Below are 20338 nucleotides of genomic sequence, written 5' to 3' on the forward strand. Positions count from 1 at the left end.
CCCTTTGAATACGGTTTTTTTTCGCGGACGCGCGTAGATGAAATTTTCACTGAACATTATCGACTGGCAGGCGAGAGCCCCAGGACTCAACGATGCCACAGAGTGGCAGGCGTGGTCACGCCTGCAGCTGCCCGTCGATCCAGCGGCCCCGCTTCCCCGGCTGACCGCTTTACCCATGATGACCGCGCGCCGCCTCAATTCAGGCAGTAAGCTGGCGGTGGACATTGGTCTCGCTATGCTACAACACCACGCCATTGATGCCGTCGTCTATTCCAGCCGCCACGGCGAGCTGGAGCGCAACTACCGTATTCTGCATGCTCTGGCGACGGGGCAATCCGTATCGCCTACCGACTTCGCCATGTCCGTGCACAACTCGGCGGTGGGCAATCTCACGATTACCGCACGCCAGGCTATCGTCTCGTCATCCATTTCTGCCGGGCTGGACACCTTCCAGCAGGCATTATGTGAAGTCCTGAGCCTGCTGCAGGCGGGCTACTCCCGCGTCTTGCTGGTCGATTTTGACGGCGCACTGCCGGAATTTTACCACCCGGCGTTACCGCACCAGATGCCCACCTGGCCCTACGCGCTGGCGCTGGTGATTGAATCCGGCAAGGAATTGCTGTGTGAAACCCGCAGCGGCAGCACAGGGGATGAACCCGCCCTTCCGCAAAGCCTGATGTTCCTGCAACGCTATCTCAGCGAGGCACGCCAGTTTGTGGTACCCGGCGAACGTTTGCTGTGGCAATGGACGCGCGCATGAACCGCCTGACTGCCCGAATTAACTGGTTATGGCGTCTGATGATGACCGGATTCTGCTTCGTGCTGTTTGGCGTGGGCGGGCTGCTGCTGTCACTGGTATGGTTCAACCTGCTGCTGATCGTCCAGCGCGACCGCACCAACCGCCGTCGCCTTGCGCGGCGCAGCATTGCGGCCAACTTCCGCTTCTTCCTGACCGTTGCCCGTGGCCTCGGGGTACTGGACTATCGCATTCACAATCTTGACGCCCTGCGCAACGATCGGGGTTGTCTGGTGGTGGCTAACCACCCCACGTTAATTGACTACGTGATTCTGGCATCGGTGATGCCAGAAACCGACTGTCTGGTGAAAAGCGCGCTGCTGCGCAATCCGTTTGTCAGCGGCGTCATCCGCGCGGCGGATTACCTGATTAACAGCGAAGCCGAGCCTCTGCTGGCTGCAAGCCAGCAGCGTCTGGCACAGGGCGACACGCTTTTAATCTTCCCGGAAGGCACACGTACCCGGTCTGGTGAAGCTATTTCCCTCCAGCGCGGCGCAGCAAATATCGCCGTGCGCTGTAACAGCGATCTGCGGGTGGTGCTGATCCACTGTAGCGAACATCTGCTGGATAAAAAAAGTCGCTGGTATGATGTGCCGCCAGAAAAACCTGTCTTCACCGTGGATGTCCGCGACCGCGTGAACATCGACGAATTTTACGATGCAAATGAACAAGAACCGGCGCTGGCGGCAAGGCAGTTAAACCGGCATCTACAGCATCGATTAACATCAGGCCTTCAATCTTTGTCAGGAATTAATGATGCAAGCGCTTTATCTTGAAATTAAGAATCTCATTATCACCACGCTGAATCTGGACGAGCTTACCGCAGAGGATATTGATACCGATGCCGCGCTGTTTGGCGATGGGCTGGGTCTCGACTCTATCGACGCGCTGGAACTGGGTCTGGCCGTGAAAAACCAGTATGGCGTGGTGCTTTCTGCTGAAAGCGAAGAGATGCGCCAGCACTTCTTTTCCGTCGCCACGCTGGCGTCCTTTATCAACGCTCAACGCGCCTGAGATGTGATCACGATGACCGAACAAGAAACCATTTATCAGGAAGTCTGTGGCCTTCTGACCCGACTGTTTGAAATCGACCCGCAGGATATTACCCCTGAAGCCCGTCTTTACGAAGACCTGGAGCTGGACAGCATTGATGCGGTGGACATGATTGTTCATCTGCAGAAGAAAACGGGCAAGAAAATCAAGCCGGAAACCTTCAAATCGGTTCGTACCGTTCAGGATGTGGTAGACGCCGTCGAACAGCTTCTGCGCGAAGAGTAAGACGTCGTGCGCGGCGGACGGACATTCCCGATCATCCCACTTCTGACGGGGTTGATGCTGCTGGCGTGGCCCTTCCTGGTTGGATTTGGGCTGGCGCATAACAGCCTGCAGTGGCTATTACCCTTGATGGCTCTGGTGTTACTGCTGCGGCTGCGTCAGGCGCAGCGGAACACAAGCCCGATGCGGTATGTGGTGCAGTGCGTGGCGCTGGCGGGGATCGCCCTCTGCACGGCAAGCTACCTGCTGAAAGCCCACCAGTGGCTGCTGCTCTACCCGGTGGTCGTCAACCTTGTCATGCTGGCCGTGTTTGGCGGTTCGCTGTGGACAGCGATGCCGCTTGTCGAACGACTGGCGCGCTTGCGCGAGCCAAACTTGCCCCCGGAGGGCGTGCGCTATACCCGTAAGGTGACCCTCGTCTGGTGCGGTTTTTTCGTCGGCAACGGCACGATGGCGCTGTTTACCGTCCTCCACGGCGACATGCATCTGTGGACGCTATGGAACGGTATGGTGGCTTACATCCTGATGGGGATGCTGATGGCAGCAGAGTGGCTGGTGCGCCAGCGGGTGATAAAAAAAGAGATGCACAATGACTAACCCCCTTCCGCTGGGCCAGTGGTTAAATGCGCCGCGCCCTGACGACACGCCTGTTGCCTGGCTCGACGATCGTACCTGGACGCTGGGCCAGTTGCGCCACGATGTAACCTTACTGGTCGAGACCCTGCGTCAGCAGGAAGGCGAGCGCTGGGCGCTGTGCTTTGAAAACAGCTACCTGTTTATTGTTGCGCTGCTGGCCTCGCTGCACGCCGGTAAAACACCGGTCATTCCCGGCCATAGCCGCGTCTCGCAGCTTGAAGAACAGCAATCTTTGTTTAGCGGCGTTCTGAGCGATCGAACTCTTGGTTTTCATGGGAAACAGATTGTGGTGGCCTCCAGCCACCAGACAGCCAGCCACTGGGTGCCTCTGCCGGCCATTGACGAAAACCGCTTCGTTGAACTGTTCACCTCAGGCTCCACGGGCACGCCGCGCCGGGTGGTTAAGCACATCGTCAGTCTGGATCGCGAAGCCCGCCTGCTGGCTAACCGCTTTGGTGAGCGTCTGGCCGGATGCAGCATTGTGGCCTCGGTCGTACCGCAACATCTGTATGGCCTGACATTCCGTATCGTCTTGCCGATGGCGCTGGGCCTGCCGCTGCATGCCGCGATGCTCTATTACGCAGAACAACTGGCCGCCCTGCCTCCGGACAGGCAATACCTGTTCATCAGCAGCCCGGCGTTCCTGAAGCGCCTGGATACCGAGCTTGCCGCGCCGCCCGTCAGGATGCTGATTTCAGCAGGTGGAATGCTGCCCTGGCGTGACGTCTCGACCACCTCCGGCTGGCTTAACCTTTGGCCGGATGAAATTTATGGCAGTACCGAAACCGGGATCCTCGCCTGGCGCCATCGTCAGGAGGATAACGTGCCCTGGCTACCGTTCCCCGGCGTCATCTTCCATCAGGAAGATGACGCCTGTCGCGTTACGTCGCCACTGATCCATGAGCCAGAAGGGCTCCAGCTCGACGATATCCTGCACTTCGACAGCGAGGGGCTTTTCAGCATCGCCGGTCGCCGCGGGCGGGTGGTCAAAATTGAAGAAAAACGCATCTCGCTTAACGAGATCGAACGCCGCCTGCTGGAGCTCGACGGTATTTGCGAAGCGGCCGCACTGCCGGTCACGCGCGGGGGTCGTCAGGGGATTGGCGCCCTGCTGGTTCTGGATGAAACGGCCCGTCAGCGCGGGTATGTGCAGAATAAAAAAGCGCAGGAGTTCGCCTGGCGTCGCGCCCTGCTGCCGTGGCTTGAACCTGTCGCGGTGCCGCGCTACTGGCGCATAGTTGATGAAATGCCGGTAAACAGTATGAACAAGCGTGTCTATGCGCAGTTAGAGGAGTTATTTCATGAAAATTCATGAAATTGAGCGCCACCAGACACAGCCGGAGAAGCTGGAGATCGTTTTGCATCTCGACGCAACGCTGTTCTGGTTTCAGGGCCATTTCGCCGTACAACCACTGCTGCCCGGCGTTGCGCAGCTTGACTGGGTGATGCACTACGCCACGACGTTACTGGCACCGGGCTATCGCTTTCACAGCATTCAAAACGTGAAGTTTCAGGCACCACTGCTGCCGGAAACCACGGTGACGCTGATGCTTGAGTGGCATGCCGAACGTCAGATGCTGACCTTCAGCTATCAACGCCATGCCGGGGCTGAGCGCCACACCGCCAGCAGCGGGAAAATTCGTCTATGTCAGTAATCTTTCGTCCCTGCGTGCTGATCCCGTGCTACAACCACGGCGCGATGATTGCCCGCGTGCTGTCACGTCTCGCGCCGTTCGGCCTGCCGTGCATGGTAGTGGATGACGGCAGCGACGCAGTCACCCGTCGGGAGCTTGAGCGCCTGGCGGCGGAGCAGCCGCAGATGACGCTGGTTCGTCTGGCGCAAAACGCAGGAAAAGGTGCCGCGGTCATCAGAGGGCTGGAGGAGTGTGCGCGGACGGGCTACACCCACGCCGTGCAGGTGGATGCGGACGGCCAACACGCCATTGAGGATATCCCCAAACTGCTGGCGCTGGCGGAGCGCCACCCGGACGCGCTGATTTCCGGCCAGCCCATTTACGATGACTCTATTCCGCGCTCCCGACTTTACGGGCGCTGGATCACCCACGTTTGGGTGTGGATTGAAACCTTATCGCTGCAGCTTAAAGACAGCATGTGCGGCTTTCGGGTCTATCCGGTTTCACCCACGCTGCGGCTGGCAGCGCGCGAACCGCTCGGCAAGCGGATGGACTTTGACACCGAAGTGATGGTTCGTCTCTACTGGCAGGGCAACACCAGCGTCTTTCTGCCCACGCGCGTGACCTATCCGCAGGACGGTTTGTCCCACTTCGACGCGCTAAAAGATAACGTGCGGATCTCCCTGATGCATACCCGGCTCTTCTTCGGCATGCTGCCCCGCATGCCCGGCCTGCTTTTCCGTCGACGCCGCCAGCACTGGGCGCAGCAGGACGAGGTCAAGGGTCTGTGGGGGATGCGCCTGATGCTGCGCGTCTGGGAACGGCTGGGTCGGCGGGCCTTTACCGTGCTGTTGTGGCCGGTTATCGGCGTGTACTGGCTTATCGCGCGTCCGGCGCGGCAGGCCTCGCGGCAGTGGATGGCGAGAGTGAAGCAAGAACTGCGTCAGCGGAGCATGCCTGTTCCCTCACGGCTTAACAGCTTTTTCCATTTCATGCGCTTCGGCAACGCGATGCTGGATAAAGTCGCCAGCTGGCGCGGCGAGCTGAAGCTTCATCGCGATATTGTCTTTGCCCCCGGCGCGAGCGAAGCGTTAAACATCGCGGCTCCACAGGGCAAACTGCTGCTGGCCTCGCACCTTGGCGACGTAGAGGCCTGCCGGGCCCTGGCTCAGCTGGAAGGCAGTAAAATCATCAACGCCCTGGTTTTCAGCGAGAACGCCCAGCGCTTTAAGCAAATCATGAGCGAAATGGCGCCCGAAGCTGGCGTGAATTTGATGTCGGTCACCGACATCGGCCCGGATACCGCCATTGCCATCAAAGAGAAGCTTGAGCGCGGTGAATGGGTCGCGATTGTGGGGGATCGCATCGCGGTGAATCCGCAGCGCGGCGGCGAATGGCGCGTGATCTGGAGCCGATTCATGGGCCAGCCTGCACCGTTCCCACAGGGGCCGTTTATCCTGGCCTCCATCCTCCGCTGCCCGGTGGTGCTGATTTTCGCCCTGCGCCAGCAGGGTAAGCTCGTCCTGCACTGCGAGCCGTTTGCCGACCCGCTGCGCCTGCCGCGCGGTGAACGCCAGCAGGCACTGCAAGATACCGTCGATCACTATGCGCAGCGGCTGGAACATTACGCCCTCATGTCGCCGCTCGACTGGTTTAATTTTTTCGATTTCTGGCATCTGCCAGAGTCCAGTGAGAAGGAGTAAAGGGTGCTGACCGATCCCCGCTTTACGACTGAAGTCGAGATCACCGTTCCGTTCCACGACGTCGATATGATGGGCGTGGTCTGGCACGGTAACTATTTCCGCTACTTTGAGATCGCCCGCGAGGCGCTGCTCAATCAGTTTGATTATGGCTATCGCCAGATGAAGGCCTCCGGCTACGTCTGGCCCGTCGTCGACACCCGGGTGAAATACCGCGATGCGGTGACCTTTGAGCAGCGTATTCGCGTCCGCGCGCATATTGAAGAGTATGAAAACCGCCTGCGCATTGCCTATCAAATTTTCGATGCGCAGACCGGCAAACGCACGACCACCGGTTACACCATTCAGGTGGCGGTGGAAGAAGCGACCCGCGAAATGTGCTTTGTGAGCCCGGCAATACTGTTTGAACGTATGGGAGTAACACCATGAAATGGTTGCCTTTACTGGCGCTGATCGTCAGCCCGCTGGTCAGTGCCGTGACGCTGGATGAGCTGCAGCAGCGCTTCACCGAGCAGCCTGTGGTGCGCGCGCATTTCGAACAGGTTCGCACGATAAAAGATATGCCGCAGCCGCTGCGTTCGCAGGGCGAAATGCTGATCGCCCGCGACAGCGGCCTGCTGTGGGATCAAAAAGCGCCGTTTCCGATGACGCTCCTGCTGGACGACAAGCGGATGGTGCAGGCGATTAACGGCCAGCCGCCGCAAACCATCACTGCCGACAATAATCCGCAAATGTTCCAGTTCAACCATCTTCTGCGCGCCCTGTTCCAGGCCGACCGTAAGGTGCTGGAAGAGAACTTCCGCATCGATTTTAAGGACCTGGGAGCGGGCCGCTGGTCGCTGGTGCTTACGCCAAAAACGACGCCGCTGGACAAGATTTTCGCCACCCTCGATCTGGGCGGCGCGACCTATCTGGAAACGATTCGCCTCAACGACAAACAGGGCGACCGTACCGATATCGCCCTTTCTCGCCACCAACTGACGCCCGCCAGCCTGACCGATGACGAACGCCAACGCTTTGCCGCACCGTAAATTCCTGCGCCCGGCGCTGCTGTGGGCCACGCTATGCCTGATTCTGCTGGGCGTGTTGCTGTCGCTGCTGCCCGGCGCGCGACTGAACAGCAGCGTGCTGGCCATGCTGCCGAAGCAGACGCTGGGGGCGATCCCGCCGGCGCTCAACGACGGGTTTATGCAGCGTCTCGACCGCCAGCTGGTCTGGCTGGTCAGCCCCGGCAAAGAGCCGGATCCGCGCGTGGCACAGCAGTGGCTGGCGCTGCTGCAAAGCACTGATTCGCTCAGCGAGGTCAAAGGCCCGATGGACGCCGCCGGGCAAAAGGCCTGGGGAGAGTTCTTCTGGCAGCACCGAAATGGCCTGATTGACCCCGCCACCCGCGCCCGCCTGCAAAACGGCGGAGAAGCGCAGGCGCAGTGGATTTTATCTCAGCTCTACTCGGCCTTTTCCGGCGTCAGCGGTAAAGAGCTGCAAAACGATCCCCTGATGCTGATGCGCGGCTCGCAGCTCGCTCTGGCGCAAAACGGCCAGAAGCTGCGGCTGATGGACGGCTGGCTGGTCGCAAAAGATGAGGCGGGAAACTACTGGTATCTGCTCCACGGCGAGCTGGCGGGCTCATCATTTGATATGCAGCAGACCCACCGGCTCGTGACGACGCTTAACGCGCTGCAGGAGACGCTGAAAGCCCGCTACCCTCAGGCACAGCTGCTTTCCCGCGGGACCATGTTCTACAGCGATTACGCCAGCCAGCAGGCCAAACGTGATGTTTCGACGCTGGGTATCGCCACCCTGCTTGGCGTGTTCCTGCTCATCGTGGCGGTGTTCCGCTCTCTGCGCCCGCTGCTGCTGAGCGTGCTCTCCATTGCCATCGGCGCGCTGGCGGGGACGGTGGTGACGCTGCTGCTCTTTGGCGAGCTGCACCTGATGACGCTGGTGATGAGCATGAGCATCATCGGAATTTCGGCAGACTACACGCTTTACTACCTGACTGAACGGATGGTACACGGCGCGGAGCATACTCCCTGGCAAAGCCTGGCCAAAGTTCGCAATGCGCTGCTGCTGGCGCTGCTGACGACCGTCGCCGCCTACCTGATTATGATGCTGGCCCCCTTCCCCGGGATCCGCCAGATGGCGGTGTTCGCTGCCGTGGGACTCAGCGCCTCCTGCCTGACGGTGATTTTCTGGCATCCGTGGTTGTGCCGCGGGTTACCGGTGCGCCCGGTTCCCTTTATGGTCCTGATGCTGCGCTGGCTGGCCGCCTGGCGACGCAGTAAAAAAATGTCAATTGGTCTTCCCGTCGCGCTGGCGCTGCTCTCCGCCGTGGGAATAAGCACGCTGAAGGTGGACGACGACATCGCCCAGTTGCAGGCGCTGCCGAAAGATATTCTGGCGCAGGAGAAGGCCATTACCGCCCTGACCGGACAGAGCGTGGATCAGAAATGGTTTGTGGTTCATGGCGCTTCGCCTCAGCAAACGCTGGAGCGGCTGGAAGCCTTTACCCCGGCGCTGGCAGAGGCGCAGAAAGCGGGAGAAATTACCCGCTGGCGCACCCTGCCGCTGAACTCGCTGGCCCGTCAGAAAAGCGATCTTACGCTGCTGCAAAACGCCGCGCCTGCGGTAACGAACGTGCTGAAAAGCGCAGGGCTCAACGCCGTCTCCCCGAATCTGGACGCCATGCCGGTCAGCGTGGACGCGTGGCTTAAAAGCCCGGCCAGCGAAGGCTGGCGTCTGCTCTGGCTGACCCTGCCCGACGGTCAAAGCGGCGTGCTCGTACCGGTGGACGGCGCAAAAAACAGCGCGGCCCTCGGCGAGCTGGCCGCGCGCCATGACGGTGTCGTCTGGGTCGATCGCAAAGCCAGTTTTGACACCCTGTTTGCCCTCTACCGCACGCTGCTGACGGGGCTTCTGTTTGCCGCGCTGGCGGTGATTGCCTGCGGGGCGATGCTGCGCCTCGGCTGGCGTAAGGGGCTGATAAGCCTGGTGCCGTCCGTGCTGTCGCTGAGCTGCGGACTGGCGGTACTGGCCGCAACGGGCCACCCGGTAAACCTGTTTTCACTGCTGGCGCTGGTGCTGGTGCTCGGCATTGGCATTAACTACACGCTGTTTTTCAGCAACCCGCGCGGCACGCCGCTGACCTCGATGCTGGCGATTACGCTGGCGATGATGACCACGCTGATGACGCTGGGCATGCTCGTCTTCAGCGCCACGCAGGCCATTAGCAGCTTTGGTATCGTGCTGGTGAGCGGTATTTTTACCGCCTTCCTGCTGGCGCCGCTGGCGATGCCGGATAAGAAAGAGAGAAAACGTAAATGAACGCTTTTTACCGCGCCGCCGCGCTGGCTGCGGCGCTGCTGCTGGCAGGCTGCAGCCATTCGACCGATACCCAAGAGACGCGTCCCCAGGCCTGGCTCCAGCCGGGAACCCGCGTTACGCTCCCGCCGCCCGGCATTAGCCCGGCGGTAAGCTCTCAGCAGCTGCTGACCGGCAGCTTTAACGGGCAAACGCAGTCCCTGCTGGTGATGCTCAACGCGGATGCGCATAAAGTGACGCTGGCCGGGCTCTCTTCCGTGGGCATTCGTCTGTTCCTGGCGACGTACGATGAGACCGGTATTCATACCGAGCAGTCGATCGTTGTGCCGCAGTTGCCGCCCGCCAGCCAGGTGCTGGCCGACGTGATGCTCAGCCACTGGCCGATTAGCGCCTGGCAGCCGCAGTTGCCGAAGGGCTGGACGCTGACTGACACGGCCGATCGGCGCGAACTGCGTAACGCCAGCGGCAAGCTGGTGACGGAGATTGTCTATCTGCAGCGTAAAGGCAAGCGCGAGCCGATCAGCATCGAGCAACACGTTTTTAAATACCACATCACCATTCAATATCTGGGTGACTGAGATGATTTATATTTCCGCTGTTGGCATGGTCAACGCGCTGGGCAACTCGCATGATGAAATCGCTGCTAACCTGATGACGGGCGTAGCGCCGGGTATGCATGCCCGAACCGGCTGGTTACAGGATTCACCCGATGCCGTGCTGGGCGGTGTGGAAGGCGAACTGCCGCCCATCCCGGAAACGCTGTCCGCACACCGCACCCGCAACAACCAGCTTCTACTGGCCGCGCTGGCGCAGATTCAGTCGACCGTCGACGAGGCTATCGCCCGCGTCGGCCGCGATCGGGTGGCCGTGGTGCTGGGGACCAGCACCTCTGGGCTGGATGAAGGCGATGAGCACGTGCAGCGCATGACCCATGGCGAAGCGAGCACGCACTGGCAGTACCCGCAGCAGGAGCTCGGCGATCCGTCCCGCTTCCTCGCCAACTGGCTTCAGCTCGAAGGCCCGGCCTATACGATCTCGACAGCCTGCTCTTCCAGCGCGCGGGCGATGATCGGCGGCAAACGTCTGATTGAAGCCGGGCTGGTGGACATCGCCATTGTTGGCGGAGCAGATACCCTGAGCCGGATGCCCGTCAACGGGTTTAACAGCCTTGAATCCTTCTCCCCTACGCTCTGCGAGCCTTTTGGTCGCGACCGTCGGGGGATCACCATCGGTGAAGCCGCCGCGCTGATGGTGCTTAGCCGTGAGTCCGCGGACGTGGCGCTGCTCGGTACGGGGGAATCCAGCGATGCGTACCATATCTCCGCTCCGCATCCGCAGGGCGAAGGGGCGATCAGGGCCATCACGCAGGCGCTCAACGAAGCGGGTATGCAGCCGGAGGATATCGGCTACATCAACCTGCACGGCACGGCCACGCCGCTTAACGATCAGATTGAATCGCAGGTGGTACACGATCTCTTTGGGGAAAGCGTGCCCTGTAGTTCTACCAAACACCTTACCGGCCATACGCTGGGCGCTGCCGGTATCACCGAAGCGGCCCTGAGCTGGCTGATTCTGACGCGCGATCTGCCCTTACCGCCGCAGGACTTCACCCGCTACGCACCGGACGACACGCTGGCGCCGTGCGGTCTGCTGCACCAGCGCACCGCGCTGACAAAGCCGGTCATTCTGTCTAACTCGTTCGCGTTTGGCGGCAACAACGCCAGCATTCTGCTGGGGAGAGCGTCATGAGCTACTTATCACCCGAAGCCTATTTGCCGCACGATGCGCCCATGATGTTGCTGGAGTCCGTTGAGAATGTGACGGACGACATGGCGGTATGCCGCGTCGCGATAGATAGGCAAAGCGTGCTGGCACCATTTCTTAATGCCGATGGCGACCTGCCGGGCTGGTACGCGCTCGAGCTGATGGCGCAGACCGTCGGCGTCTGGTCCGGCTGGCATCGCCAGCAGCAGGGGCAGGAGCATATTGCGCTGGGCATGGTGCTCGGCGCGCGTGAACTGATCTGCGCCAGCGGGCGTTTCGCCGCAGGCTTGACGCTGGACATCACCGTTAAGCTGCTGATGCAGGACGAACGCTTCGGCAGTTTTGAATGCGCAATTTCCGCTAATGAAGAGACGCTGGCCACGGGCCGGGTCAACACCTTCCAGCCAAGCGCAGAAGAATTAACCTCGCTTTTTAATCAGGGATCTAACGCATGAGTCGTTCCGTACTGGTCACCGGGGCCAGCAAAGGCATAGGGCGCGCCATCGCCCGCCAGCTTGCCGCCGACGGGTTTACCGTAGGCGTGCATTACCATCGTGATGCCGCAGGCGCGCAGGAGACGCTGGACGCCATCACGCAGGCGGGTGGCAACGGCCGTTTACTCTCGTTTGATGTGGGCAACCGCGAACAGTGCCGCGAGGTGCTGGAACAGGATATTGAAGCCCATGGCGCATGGTATGGCGTGGTCAGCAACGCGGGTATCACCCGCGATGGCGCCTTTCCGGCATTGAGTGAAGACGACTGGGACAGCGTGATCCACACCAATCTCGACAGTTTTTATAACGTCATTCACCCCTGCATTATGCCGATGATTGGCACCCGTAAAGGGGGACGCATTATCACCCTATCGTCCGTTTCCGGCGTGATGGGTAACCGCGGGCAGGTGAACTACAGCGCGGCAAAAGCGGGCATTATCGGTGCCACCAAAGCGCTGGCGATTGAGCTGGCAAAACGCAAAATCACCGTGAACTGCATTGCGCCGGGGCTGATTGATACCGGAATGATTGAAATGGAAGAGGCCGCGCTGAAAGAAGCGATGTCCATCATTCCAATGAAACGCATGGGCCAGGCTGAGGAGGTCGCCGGGCTGGCAAGCTATCTGATGTCAGATATTGCGGGTTACGTCACCCGCCAGGTCATTTCCATTAACGGAGGAATGCTATGACGCGTCGCGTGGTGATTACGGGCATGGGCGGCGTGACCGCCTTTGGCGAAAACTGGCAATCCGTGTCCAGCAGGCTGCTGGCGTATGAAAACGCGGTGCGTAAAATGCCGGAGTGGCAGGTCTATGATGGCCTGCACACCCTGCTGGGCGCGCCGATTGATGACTTCACGCTGCCGGAACATTATACCCGCAAACGGATCCGCGCCATGGGCCGCGTGTCGCTGATGTCGACCCGCGCCACCGAGCTGGCGCTGGAGCAGGCGGGGCTGATTGGCGAGACGGTGCTCACCAATGGGCAAACGGGTATCGCGTATGGCTCATCCACAGGCAGTACCGGGCCCGTCAGCGAATTCGCCACTATGCTCACCGAAAAGCACACCAATAACATCACCGGCACAACCTACGTGCAGATGATGCCGCACACCACCGCGGTGAATACCGGACTGTTCTTCGGATTACGTGGCCGCGTCATCCCGACCTCAAGCGCCTGTACGTCCGGCAGCCAGGCAATTGGCTACGCGTGGGAGGCGATTCGCCACGGCTATCAGACCGTTATGGTTGCGGGGGGCGCTGAGGAGCTGTGCCCGTCTGAAGCGGCGGTGTTTGACACGCTGTTTGCCACCAGCCAGCGTAACGATGAACCCAAAACCACCCCTTCGCCATTTGATACGCAGCGCGATGGTCTGGTGATTGGGGAAGGCGCGGGCACCCTGATACTCGAAGAGCTGGAGCATGCCAAAGCGCGCGGAGCCACTATCTACGGCGAAATCGTGGGCTTTGCCACTAACTGTGATGCGGCCCATATCACCCAGCCTCAGCGTGAAACCATGCAGATTTGTATGGAGCAGTCGCTGGCCATGGCGGGATTAAGCGCCCTGGATATGGGGTATATATCCGCACACGGTACTGCCACCGATCGCGGTGATATTGCTGAAAGCCAGGCCACTGCCGCTATCTATGGTGACAACGTGCCGATTTCATCGCTGAAGAGCTATTTTGGCCACACGCTCGGAGCCTGCGGCGCGCTGGAAGCATGGATGAGTTTACAGATGATGCGTGAAGGCTGGTTTGCCCCGACGCTCAATTTAACGCACCCGGATGAGCAATGCGGTGCTTTAGATTATATTATGGGGGAAGCCCGCCAGATCGATTGCGAGTATCTGCAGAGCAATAACTTCGCGTTTGGCGGCATCAACACCTCGATTATCATTAAACGCTGGGCGTAACTATGTACCAGTTTGTACTGGGAAAGATCTCCACCCTTAGCGCGGACCCGCTGGCGTCAACGCTCGCAGACAGGGCACCTCAGGGTGCCCGACATGCCTCCTGGCTGGCCGGGAGGATGCTGCTCGCCAGAGCGTTATCCCCTCACCCGCTCCCCGACATCATTTACGGTGAGCAGGGGAAACCAGCCTTTGCGAAGGGGCATCCACTGTGGTTTAACCTGAGCCACAGCGGTGACGATATCGCCTTACTGATGAGCGATGAAGGCGAAGTCGGCTGTGATATCGAAGTGATTCGTCCAAGGAAGAACTGGCAGGCGCTGGCTAATGCGGTATTCAGCGTGACAGAGCATGATGAGCTGGAGCGTGAAGCGCCCGAGGAACGGCTTTCTGCGTTCTGGCGTATCTGGACACGGAAAGAAGCGATTGTGAAACAGCGTGGCGGCAGTGCCTGGCAGATTGTCAGCATCGACAGCACTGCGCAGACACACGCGGTCAGTCAGCTACAGGTCGGCTCGCTGAGCCTTGCCGTCTGCACATCGACCCCTTATACCCTGACCAACGAGTCGATTATTCACGTTGGGACGTTCGGGGCAGAAAAATCACTAACACACCCAGAATAATAAACCCGACCCCCACCAGCCCGTGCCAGGAGAAACGCTCTTCCCAGCCCGGCAGCAGGATCGCAGCGCCCCACACCAGGATATAGCTAAGGCTCAGCAAGGCATACGCTTTGCTGAGCGCCATGCGATGCAGCGCCAGGTACCAGCAGCCCATCGAGGCCACATATCCCATCAACCCCAGCAGCAGCGCCCCCGTGCCGGATGAGAAGTGCCACAGCGCGGAAATAAGCGCCAGAACATCGCTGACCGGCGGCAGTGCCTGCATCGCACTGCGCAGCAACAGCTGCGCGGCGCTGACTAACAGCACGCTGCATAAGGCCCAGAACGCCCCTTTCACAGGCTTCCTCCCAGGATAACAATCCCAATGATGATCAACCCTACCCCCAGCCAGTGATGCGATGCGACGGTTTCACGCCAGAATACCTTCGCCGCCAGCGTCACCCAGACAAAATTGAGGCTCAGCATAGGGTAGGCAATGCCGACAGGCAGGCGCTGCAGCACCACCAGCCAGACCAGCATCCCGCTGCCCAGCGCCAGCAGAGCCAGGCCAAGCCACAGCGCGATATGCACGCCACGCCGCCCGGCTTTCGCCGGACGGGTAGCCTGTTTCTGGCACAGCTGTCCTGCACAGCTGAGCAGGCTTGCCAGTACCAGCCAGATCCAGGTCATCACTTCGGCAGATACTGCAGGTAGGCCAGACGGCCCTGGATATACAGGCTGTCCGGTTCTGGCAGATTAGCCCGCGAAAGGTCATCGCGTTTTGACAGCAGGATAACCAGCGATACGCGTCCCTGCTGACGGTGCTCTGCCAGCCACTGCGCGAAGTCATCTTTACCGACAAAACGATCTTTCACATCAGGATAATCCAGCCCGTAGCGCAGTTCGCCACTCTGACCATACAGCGTGATGTCATTGCGCTTCAGCTCCCACGCCAGGCCAGCGGCCACGCCCACGTTATTGGCCAGCACGTAACGGCTGTCCTGAAGCGGCTCGCGCACGGTGTCGACCAGCGACTGCGGCTGTTTGGAATCCACCACCAGGTTAGGAATGGCGAAACCAATCAGCAGCGCCAGGCCCGCAGGGCAGAACGCCGCCAGCCACCAGCGCTGCTGACTCTGCCTGAACGTAAACCAGCCTACCGCGGCCCAGATGAGGAACGCGACCACCGCGCAGAACACTTTATACAGTTCGACCGAGGTCCAGACCGGATGCTTAGACAGTCCCCACGGGGAGACCACCAGCGCCGCCACCACGCCGATAACGCCAAACGCCAGGTTAATCCCGCCGTTAATGCGCAACGCTCTGGCGCCTTTCTCCGCCGCGAGGCAGGCATAGCGCGCCATCAGGATCGCCAGCGGGGCAAAGCACGGCAGGATATAGGTCGGCAGCTTGCCTTTGGCGATGCTGAAGAACAGCAGCGGCATCACCACCCATCCCAGCAGATAGAACCCGCCGCCCGCGTTTTGTCGGTCATTCCAGCCGAGACGAAACGCGCCGGGCAGCAGTGCCAGCCACGGCAGGCTACCCGCAATCAGGAACGGTATGTAGTACCAGAACGGGGCTTTGTGCTGCGCGTCGCTCTGGGCGAAACGCTGAATATGCTCCACCCAGAAGAAGTAACGCCAGAAGTCAGGCTCACGCTGCGCAATGGCCAGCCCCCATGGCAGAACAATCAGCACGCAGCTCAGGATCGCGAGCCAGCCCAAAATCAGCACCTCTTTCCAGCGCTTCTGGGCGATCACCCACGGCAGCACGCCAATCACCGGTACCGCCAGTGCCAGGAAGCCTTTGGTCATCACCCCCATCCCGCAGGCCAGCCCAAGCAGCACATAGCCGCCCGCTTTTCCGGCAACGGTTTGGGCCTGTGACGCCAGCCAGAAGCTGCACATCGCCGCCACCAGCCACAGGGTGATGATAGGATCCAGCACCGCATACGTGCCGATGCCATACACCAGGAACAGGGTCAGGAAGATCAGGCCGGAGAAAATGGCTGTCCGCTTATCCCGCCAGAGACGCCAGGCCATCCAGATAACCAGCAGCGCGGCTAAACCGGTGGAGAAGATGGACCCGGCGCGCACGGCGAGGTTCGTGTGCCCGAACAGCATCTGCCCGATGCTGTTGATCCAGTAGCCAGCAATTGGCTTTTCAAAGTAACGCAGCCCCAGGAAATGCGGGACAACCCAATCTCCGGAGGCCAGCATTTCGCGGCTGATTTCCGCATAGCGCGTTTCATCAGGCTGCCAAAGCAGGCGGATATCGACCGGAATGAGGTAGTAAACGATAAACAGTGCGAGAAGCGCTAAGCCATAACGGGCTGTTTTCATGGGACCGGACTCACGGTTTGTTGATAACCAAGCCAGCCTTCCCGGCCAGCCAGTTCATTACGGACAACTTTGCCCACGGGCAGGGTGCTGAGGTCGTCTGGCAGCAGCTCGCTCAATGGGCAGAATTCGATGCCCTCCTGAGCGGCCATCGTCAGCAGTTCATCGAAATCATGCTGATACGCAATCCCTTCCACTTCGGCATGGATGGTATACACCGGCGTACCGGTGTCACGATGAATGCGGTCCAGAATGTAGCGATTGAACTCATCCGCCTTTACCTCGCGTCCGACCACTTCATCCCAGGTGGGAAGCGTGACCGGAATTTGCACCGTACCGTAGCGATTTTCGCCTAACAGCGGCAAAAAGGGCCCGGTTCCGCGGCAATCGCTGTTGTAGCGAAACGCGAAGGCCTCTTTGGCCTTCACCACGCGCTGATCCGCACGCCATCCCGCCACGGCGGAGCAGTGCACGGGCTGACCGATAATGGCCTCCAGCTCCAGCATCCCACGCTCGACCTCACGAGACAGGCGCGGGATATCCCAGACGCCCGCCCAGGCTTGCCAGGCATGGTGATCCCAGGCGTGCAGACCCACCTCATGATGCTGCGCCGCCTCGCGGATAACCGCTTCATTACCCGCGCCGATGCGTCTGCCGGGCCAGGCGGTGCCGGCCAGCAAAATATCCCAGCCGTAGAGGGATGCTGCGCGCGAGCGCAGCATTTTGTACAGAAATGCCGGTTTAACCAGACGCCATAAATGGCGTCCCATGTTGTCAGGCCCCACGCTGAAGAAAATGCTGGAGCGCACACCGTGCTTGCTCAGCAGTTCCAGCAGTTTGGGTACGCCGTCACGCGTTCCCCTGAAGGTGTCGACATCAATGCGTAAACCGACTTTTTTCATGAGACCTGTTCCGACAGCTCCACGGTGCGCAGGAAGAAATCAAGCGTTTCATCAATGGTCTGTTCCATCTTCACGGTCGGCGTCCAGTTCAGGCAGCGCTTCGCATTGCGAATGCTTGGCTTACGGTGCTCAACGTCCTGATACCCTTTACCGTAGTAGCTGCTGCTTTCCACTTCGCGGAAACCGGCAAACGGCGGGAATTTATCGCGCAGCGGATGACGCTCAAAGCTGGCCAGCAGCATCTCGGCCAGCTCGCGAATGCTCGCTTCGTTGTCCGGGTTGCCGATGTTGATGATTTCACCGTTGCAGCGGTTATCTTTGTTTTCGATGATGCGGAACAGCGCTTCGATACCGTCGCTGATATCCGTAAAGCAGCGTTTTTGTTTCCCGCCTTCGATAAGCTTAATTGGCGAGCCTTCTACCAGGTTCAGGATCAGTTGGGTGATCGCACGGGAGCTGCCGATACGCGCCGCGTTCAGGTTGTCCAGACGTGGCCCCATCCAGTTGAACGGACGGAACAGGGTAAAGCGCAGGCCCTCTTTCTCACCGTAGGCCCAAATCACGCGGTCCAGCAGCTGTTTGGAGACGGAGTAAATCCAGCGCTGTTTGTTGATCGGCCCGACCACCAGGTTGGAGGTGTCTTCATCGAAGTTCTTATCGGTACACATGCCGTACACTTCAGAGGTGGACGGGAAGATGATGCGCTTGTCGTATTTCACGCAGTCGCGGATGATCTTCAGGTTCTCTTCGAAGTCCAGCTCAAACACGCGCAGCGGGTTACGGGTGTACTCGATTGGCGTGGCAATAGCGACCAGCGGCAGCACCACGTCGCATTTCTTAATGTGGTATTCAATCCACTCGGAATGGATGCTGATGTCCCCTTCCACGAAGTGGAAGCGCGGGTTGTCGAGGAAGCGGCTGATGGCATCAGAGCCGATATCCAGACCGTAAATCTCGTAGTTATCGTCCTTAAGCAGACGTTCGGTCAGGTGGTTACCGATAAAACCGTTCACGCCGAGGATCAGAACGCGGGTGCGGCGTTTGATGGCAACAACCGGTGCGCTGGTGATCAGTGCCCCGGCCACCAGGCCCAGAGACTGCGCCAGCTGTGTGCCCTGAACGTACAGACCGTTGTCGGTTTGTCCGGTAACGATCTCCAGCGCCTGCTCGCCGCAGCTCACAATCAGCGGGGAGACGGAGACGACGGTGCCCGGTTTTGCCGCCGGAATGTCGTCACGCACGCGGGATTTCCAGACGATGAATTTGCTTACGCCCGCAAAGCTGTAGGCGCCCGGCCACGGATCGGTTACGGCGCGCACCAGGTTGTGCAGCTGGCGAGCCGGTTTGTTCCAGTCCAGACGACCATCTTCCGGCGCGCGGCGGCCAAAGCAGCTTGCCTTGCTCTCGTCCTGTGCGGTTTCGCTGAAGGTGCCGCTAAGGATGCCCGGCAGCGCATCACGCAGCAGCGTCTGTGCCGTCGTGTTCAGCTTCTGATGCAGCTGCAGCGCGGTGTCGTCCGCATCAATAGCGACCTTCTGCTGTGCCACGATAGCGCCCGCATCCGCACGGCGCACCATGCGGTGCAGCGTCACGCCCGTTTCCGTTTCACCGTTCACCAGCACCCAGTTCAGCGGGGCGCGGCCACGGTAGGCAGGTAGCAGAGAACCGTGAAGATTAAAGGCGCCTTTTGCGGCCAGGCCTAAGATCTCGTCAGAGAGCAGGCTGCGATAGTAGAACGAGAAAATCACGTCAGGCGCGAGGGCACGGATGCGCTCCACCCACAGCGGGTGGTTAACGTCGTCCGGCGCATAAACCGGGATACCGCGCTCGGCGGCGATACGCGCCACGGAGCCGAAAAAGTTGTTTTCTCCAGCCGTGTCCGGATGGGTAAAGATTGCCGCAATGTCATAGCCCGCGTCCAGCAGGGCCAGCGTGCCCGTGCACCCCATATCGTGATAGGCAAATACAACAGCTTTCATGGGTGAATTTCCTCTTGAGATGCTTTGTGTTCCTGACGGACAACACGTTGAATAAAGTAGCGCGGACGCGCGCGAACATCGTTATAGATACGGCCAATGTATTCACCGAGGAGCCCCATCCCGACAAACTGGGCGCCGATGAACATAAACAGCACGGCAAAGAGCATAAAGACCCCTTCCGCCGCCCACTGCGGGCCAAAGACCAGGCGCAGTACCACCAGCAGGACAGAAATCGCAAAGCCCGCCAGCGCAATAATGCTGCCGAACACGCTCAGCAGACGCAGCGGCGTGGTGGTCAGGCAGGTGATGAGGTCATACATCAGGTTGATGAGACGCATAAAGCTGTACTTCGATTCCCCGTGCTCGCGCTCGGCGTGCAGAACCGGGATTTCCGTTGCCTTACGGGCAAAGGAATTCGCCAGAATCGGAATGAAGGTGCTGCGCTCGTGGCAATGCAGCATGGCGTCGACGATATGGCGGCGGTAGGCGCGCAGCATGCAGCCGTAATCGCCCATCGCTTTACCGGTCGTGCGCTGGATCAGACGGTTGATGGTGCGCGAGGCCAGCTTGCGGAACAGGCTGTCCTGACGGTTCTGACGGACCGTGCCGACCACGTCATAGCCTTCGTCGGCTTTGGCCACCAGGCGTGGGATCTCTTCCGGCGGGTTTTGCAGGTCCGCGTCCAGGGTGATGATCAGATCGCCCGTGACGTGGCTAAACCCCGCCATAATCGCCGAGTGCTGGCCGTAGTTACGGTTGAGCAGCACGGCTACGATGTGGCTGCCTTCAACCTGCGCGGCTTCGGTCAGCATCAGCGCGGAATTATCGCTACTGCCATCATCCACCAGCAGAATTTCGTAGGCCTTGCCCATCGTGTCACAGGCGGCCGTTGTACGGCGGATCAGTTCGGGCAGGCTCTCCTGCTCGTTATAAACCGGGATTACCACGGATACTTTTTGTACAGGCGGTGCACTGAACATA

The 20338-nt window shown here is 59.9% G+C and carries 23 protein-coding genes; 17 read left to right on the forward strand and 6 right to left on the reverse strand.

Annotated elements, in window-relative coordinates:
* The first annotated feature begins 37 nt into the window (after positions 1 to 37).
* From V1572_RS01365 to acpT, 17 genes are read left to right on the forward strand one after another with little or no spacing between them, the layout of a single operon-like run.
* Positions 38 to 760: a beta-ketoacyl synthase chain length factor gene (locus V1572_RS01365; protein ID WP_262751796.1), complete on the forward strand. Its 723-nt coding sequence runs from the start codon at positions 38 to 40 to the stop codon at positions 758 to 760.
* Entirely contained in the window at positions 757 to 1572 is an 816-nt protein-coding gene (locus V1572_RS01370) for a 1-acyl-sn-glycerol-3-phosphate acyltransferase (protein ID WP_045909025.1), read from the forward strand. The genes V1572_RS01365 and V1572_RS01370 overlap by 4 nt, the downstream gene beginning before the upstream one ends.
* Positions 1553 to 1810 (forward strand): phosphopantetheine-binding protein, encoded by a 258-nt coding sequence (locus tag V1572_RS01375; protein WP_008503081.1) that lies wholly within the window; start codon positions 1553 to 1555, stop codon positions 1808 to 1810. The genes V1572_RS01370 and V1572_RS01375 overlap by 20 nt, the downstream gene beginning before the upstream one ends.
* Before the next feature lie 12 nt (positions 1811 to 1822).
* The gene (locus tag V1572_RS01380) at positions 1823 to 2074 is read left to right on the forward strand and encodes an acyl carrier protein (protein ID WP_008503082.1); all 252 of its coding nucleotides are present in this window, start codon (positions 1823 to 1825) and stop codon (positions 2072 to 2074) included.
* 54 nt (positions 2075 to 2128) lie between these two features.
* Positions 2129 to 2668: a hypothetical protein gene (locus V1572_RS01385; protein ID WP_395299644.1), complete on the forward strand. Its 540-nt coding sequence runs from the start codon at positions 2129 to 2131 to the stop codon at positions 2666 to 2668.
* Positions 2661 to 4022: an AMP-dependent synthetase gene (locus tag V1572_RS01390; RefSeq protein WP_395299645.1), complete on the forward strand. Its 1362-nt coding sequence runs from the start codon at positions 2661 to 2663 to the stop codon at positions 4020 to 4022. Before V1572_RS01385 ends, V1572_RS01390 begins: the two co-directional genes overlap by 8 nt.
* Positions 4009 to 4362, forward strand: a complete 354-nt coding sequence (locus V1572_RS01395; protein WP_008503085.1) for a hydroxymyristoyl-ACP dehydratase — start codon at positions 4009 to 4011, stop codon at positions 4360 to 4362. Before V1572_RS01390 ends, V1572_RS01395 begins: the two co-directional genes overlap by 14 nt.
* Positions 4353 to 6044 (forward strand): glycosyltransferase, encoded by a 1692-nt coding sequence (locus tag V1572_RS01400; RefSeq protein ID WP_045909029.1) that lies wholly within the window; start codon positions 4353 to 4355, stop codon positions 6042 to 6044. The genes V1572_RS01395 and V1572_RS01400 overlap by 10 nt, the downstream gene beginning before the upstream one ends.
* Positions 6045 to 6047: 3 nt before the next feature.
* Positions 6048 to 6470 (forward strand): acyl-CoA thioesterase, encoded by a 423-nt coding sequence (locus V1572_RS01405; protein WP_008503087.1) that lies wholly within the window; start codon positions 6048 to 6050, stop codon positions 6468 to 6470.
* Entirely contained in the window at positions 6467 to 7072 is a 606-nt protein-coding gene (locus V1572_RS01410) for a LolA family protein (RefSeq protein WP_008503088.1), read from the forward strand. Before V1572_RS01405 ends, V1572_RS01410 begins: the two co-directional genes overlap by 4 nt.
* Entirely contained in the window at positions 7041 to 9365 is a 2325-nt protein-coding gene (locus V1572_RS01415) for an MMPL family transporter (RefSeq protein WP_395299646.1), read from the forward strand. Before V1572_RS01410 ends, V1572_RS01415 begins: the two co-directional genes overlap by 32 nt.
* Positions 9362 to 9940, forward strand: coding sequence for a DUF3261 domain-containing protein (locus V1572_RS01420; RefSeq protein ID WP_395299647.1), 579 nt, complete (start codon positions 9362 to 9364; stop codon positions 9938 to 9940). Before V1572_RS01415 ends, V1572_RS01420 begins: the two co-directional genes overlap by 4 nt.
* Position 9941: 1 nt before the next feature.
* Positions 9942 to 11111: a beta-ketoacyl-[acyl-carrier-protein] synthase family protein gene (locus V1572_RS01425; RefSeq protein WP_395299648.1), complete on the forward strand. Its 1170-nt coding sequence runs from the start codon at positions 9942 to 9944 to the stop codon at positions 11109 to 11111.
* Positions 11108 to 11581, forward strand: a complete 474-nt coding sequence (locus V1572_RS01430) for a 3-hydroxy-fatty acyl-ACP dehydratase (RefSeq protein WP_008503092.1) — start codon at positions 11108 to 11110, stop codon at positions 11579 to 11581. Before V1572_RS01425 ends, V1572_RS01430 begins: the two co-directional genes overlap by 4 nt.
* Entirely contained in the window at positions 11578 to 12309 is a 732-nt protein-coding gene (locus V1572_RS01435; RefSeq protein WP_008503093.1) for a 3-ketoacyl-ACP reductase FabG2, read from the forward strand. The genes V1572_RS01430 and V1572_RS01435 overlap by 4 nt, the downstream gene beginning before the upstream one ends.
* A complete protein-coding gene (locus tag V1572_RS01440; RefSeq protein ID WP_395299649.1) occupies positions 12306 to 13535 on the forward strand; it encodes a beta-ketoacyl-ACP synthase in 1230 nt (409 codons plus the stop codon). The genes V1572_RS01435 and V1572_RS01440 overlap by 4 nt, the downstream gene beginning before the upstream one ends.
* Positions 13536 to 13537: 2 nt before the next feature.
* A complete protein-coding gene (acpT, locus tag V1572_RS01445; protein WP_395299650.1) occupies positions 13538 to 14155 on the forward strand; it encodes a 4'-phosphopantetheinyl transferase AcpT in 618 nt (205 codons plus the stop codon).
* Here acpT and arnF read toward each other — a convergent pair.
* Genes arnF through arnC form a run of 6 tightly spaced genes read right to left on the reverse strand, consistent with a single transcriptional unit; the run spans position 14103 to position 20337 of the window.
* Positions 14103 to 14492 carry a 4-amino-4-deoxy-L-arabinose-phosphoundecaprenol flippase subunit ArnF gene (gene arnF / locus V1572_RS01450; protein WP_262797033.1) on the reverse strand — a complete coding sequence of 130 codons (390 nt, stop codon included), beginning with the start codon at positions 14490 to 14492 and terminating at the stop codon, positions 14103 to 14105. The two genes, acpT and arnF, sit on opposite strands and share 53 nt — an antisense overlap.
* Positions 14489 to 14824 carry a 4-amino-4-deoxy-L-arabinose-phosphoundecaprenol flippase subunit ArnE gene (gene arnE, locus V1572_RS01455; RefSeq protein WP_048226328.1) on the reverse strand — a complete coding sequence of 112 codons (336 nt, stop codon included), beginning with the start codon at positions 14822 to 14824 and terminating at the stop codon, positions 14489 to 14491. The genes arnF and arnE overlap by 4 nt, the downstream gene beginning before the upstream one ends.
* Complete coding sequence (arnT, locus tag V1572_RS01460; RefSeq protein ID WP_395299651.1) at positions 14824 to 16479, reverse strand: lipid IV(A) 4-amino-4-deoxy-L-arabinosyltransferase; 1656 nt, start codon at positions 16477 to 16479, stop codon at positions 14824 to 14826. Before arnT ends, arnE begins: the two co-directional genes overlap by 1 nt.
* A complete protein-coding gene (arnD, locus tag V1572_RS01465; protein ID WP_395299652.1) occupies positions 16476 to 17378 on the reverse strand; it encodes a 4-deoxy-4-formamido-L-arabinose-phosphoundecaprenol deformylase in 903 nt (300 codons plus the stop codon). The genes arnT and arnD overlap by 4 nt, the downstream gene beginning before the upstream one ends.
* Positions 17375 to 19357 (reverse strand): bifunctional UDP-4-amino-4-deoxy-L-arabinose formyltransferase/UDP-glucuronic acid oxidase ArnA, encoded by a 1983-nt coding sequence (arnA, locus tag V1572_RS01470; protein WP_395299653.1) that lies wholly within the window; start codon positions 19355 to 19357, stop codon positions 17375 to 17377. Before arnA ends, arnD begins: the two co-directional genes overlap by 4 nt.
* Entirely contained in the window at positions 19354 to 20337 is a 984-nt protein-coding gene (gene arnC, locus V1572_RS01475; RefSeq protein WP_395299974.1) for an undecaprenyl-phosphate 4-deoxy-4-formamido-L-arabinose transferase, read from the reverse strand. Before arnC ends, arnA begins: the two co-directional genes overlap by 4 nt.
* Position 20338 lies beyond the last annotated feature (1 nt).

It is taken from the genome of Enterobacter quasiroggenkampii, from assembly GCF_043972695.1.
Taxonomy (GTDB): Bacteria; Pseudomonadota; Gammaproteobacteria; order Enterobacterales; family Enterobacteriaceae; genus Enterobacter; species Enterobacter quasiroggenkampii.

Coding starts and splice junctions, on each gene's coding strand:
- arnA (WP_395299653.1), bottom strand. CDS start 19,357: ATGAAAGCTGTTGTATTTGCCTATCACGATATGGGGTGCACGGGCACG.
- V1572_RS01380 (WP_008503082.1), top strand. CDS start 1,823: ATGACCGAACAAGAAACCATTTATCAGGAAGTCTGTGGCCTTCTGACC.
- V1572_RS01365 (WP_262751796.1), top strand. CDS start 38: ATGAAATTTTCACTGAACATTATCGACTGGCAGGCGAGAGCCCCAGGA.
- V1572_RS01415 (WP_395299646.1), top strand. CDS start 7,041: ATGACGAACGCCAACGCTTTGCCGCACCGTAAATTCCTGCGCCCGGCG.
- V1572_RS01370 (WP_045909025.1), top strand. CDS start 757: ATGAACCGCCTGACTGCCCGAATTAACTGGTTATGGCGTCTGATGATG.
- V1572_RS01385 (WP_395299644.1), top strand. CDS start 2,129: ATGCTGCTGGCGTGGCCCTTCCTGGTTGGATTTGGGCTGGCGCATAAC.
- V1572_RS01440 (WP_395299649.1), top strand. CDS start 12,306: ATGACGCGTCGCGTGGTGATTACGGGCATGGGCGGCGTGACCGCCTTT.
- arnE (WP_048226328.1), bottom strand. CDS start 14,824: ATGACCTGGATCTGGCTGGTACTGGCAAGCCTGCTCAGCTGTGCAGGA.
- V1572_RS01410 (WP_008503088.1), top strand. CDS start 6,467: ATGAAATGGTTGCCTTTACTGGCGCTGATCGTCAGCCCGCTGGTCAGT.
- V1572_RS01395 (WP_008503085.1), top strand. CDS start 4,009: ATGAAAATTCATGAAATTGAGCGCCACCAGACACAGCCGGAGAAGCTG.
- V1572_RS01420 (WP_395299647.1), top strand. CDS start 9,362: ATGAACGCTTTTTACCGCGCCGCCGCGCTGGCTGCGGCGCTGCTGCTG.
- V1572_RS01375 (WP_008503081.1), top strand. CDS start 1,553: ATGCAAGCGCTTTATCTTGAAATTAAGAATCTCATTATCACCACGCTG.
- V1572_RS01390 (WP_395299645.1), top strand. CDS start 2,661: ATGACTAACCCCCTTCCGCTGGGCCAGTGGTTAAATGCGCCGCGCCCT.
- V1572_RS01430 (WP_008503092.1), top strand. CDS start 11,108: ATGAGCTACTTATCACCCGAAGCCTATTTGCCGCACGATGCGCCCATG.
- arnD (WP_395299652.1), bottom strand. CDS start 17,378: ATGAAAAAAGTCGGTTTACGCATTGATGTCGACACCTTCAGGGGAACG.
- V1572_RS01425 (WP_395299648.1), top strand. CDS start 9,942: ATGATTTATATTTCCGCTGTTGGCATGGTCAACGCGCTGGGCAACTCG.
- arnT (WP_395299651.1), bottom strand. CDS start 16,479: ATGAAAACAGCCCGTTATGGCTTAGCGCTTCTCGCACTGTTTATCGTT.
- V1572_RS01400 (WP_045909029.1), top strand. CDS start 4,353: ATGTCAGTAATCTTTCGTCCCTGCGTGCTGATCCCGTGCTACAACCAC.
- V1572_RS01435 (WP_008503093.1), top strand. CDS start 11,578: ATGAGTCGTTCCGTACTGGTCACCGGGGCCAGCAAAGGCATAGGGCGC.
- arnC (WP_395299974.1), bottom strand. CDS start 20,337: ATGTTCAGTGCACCGCCTGTACAAAAAGTATCCGTGGTAATCCCGGTT.
- acpT (WP_395299650.1), top strand. CDS start 13,538: ATGTACCAGTTTGTACTGGGAAAGATCTCCACCCTTAGCGCGGACCCG.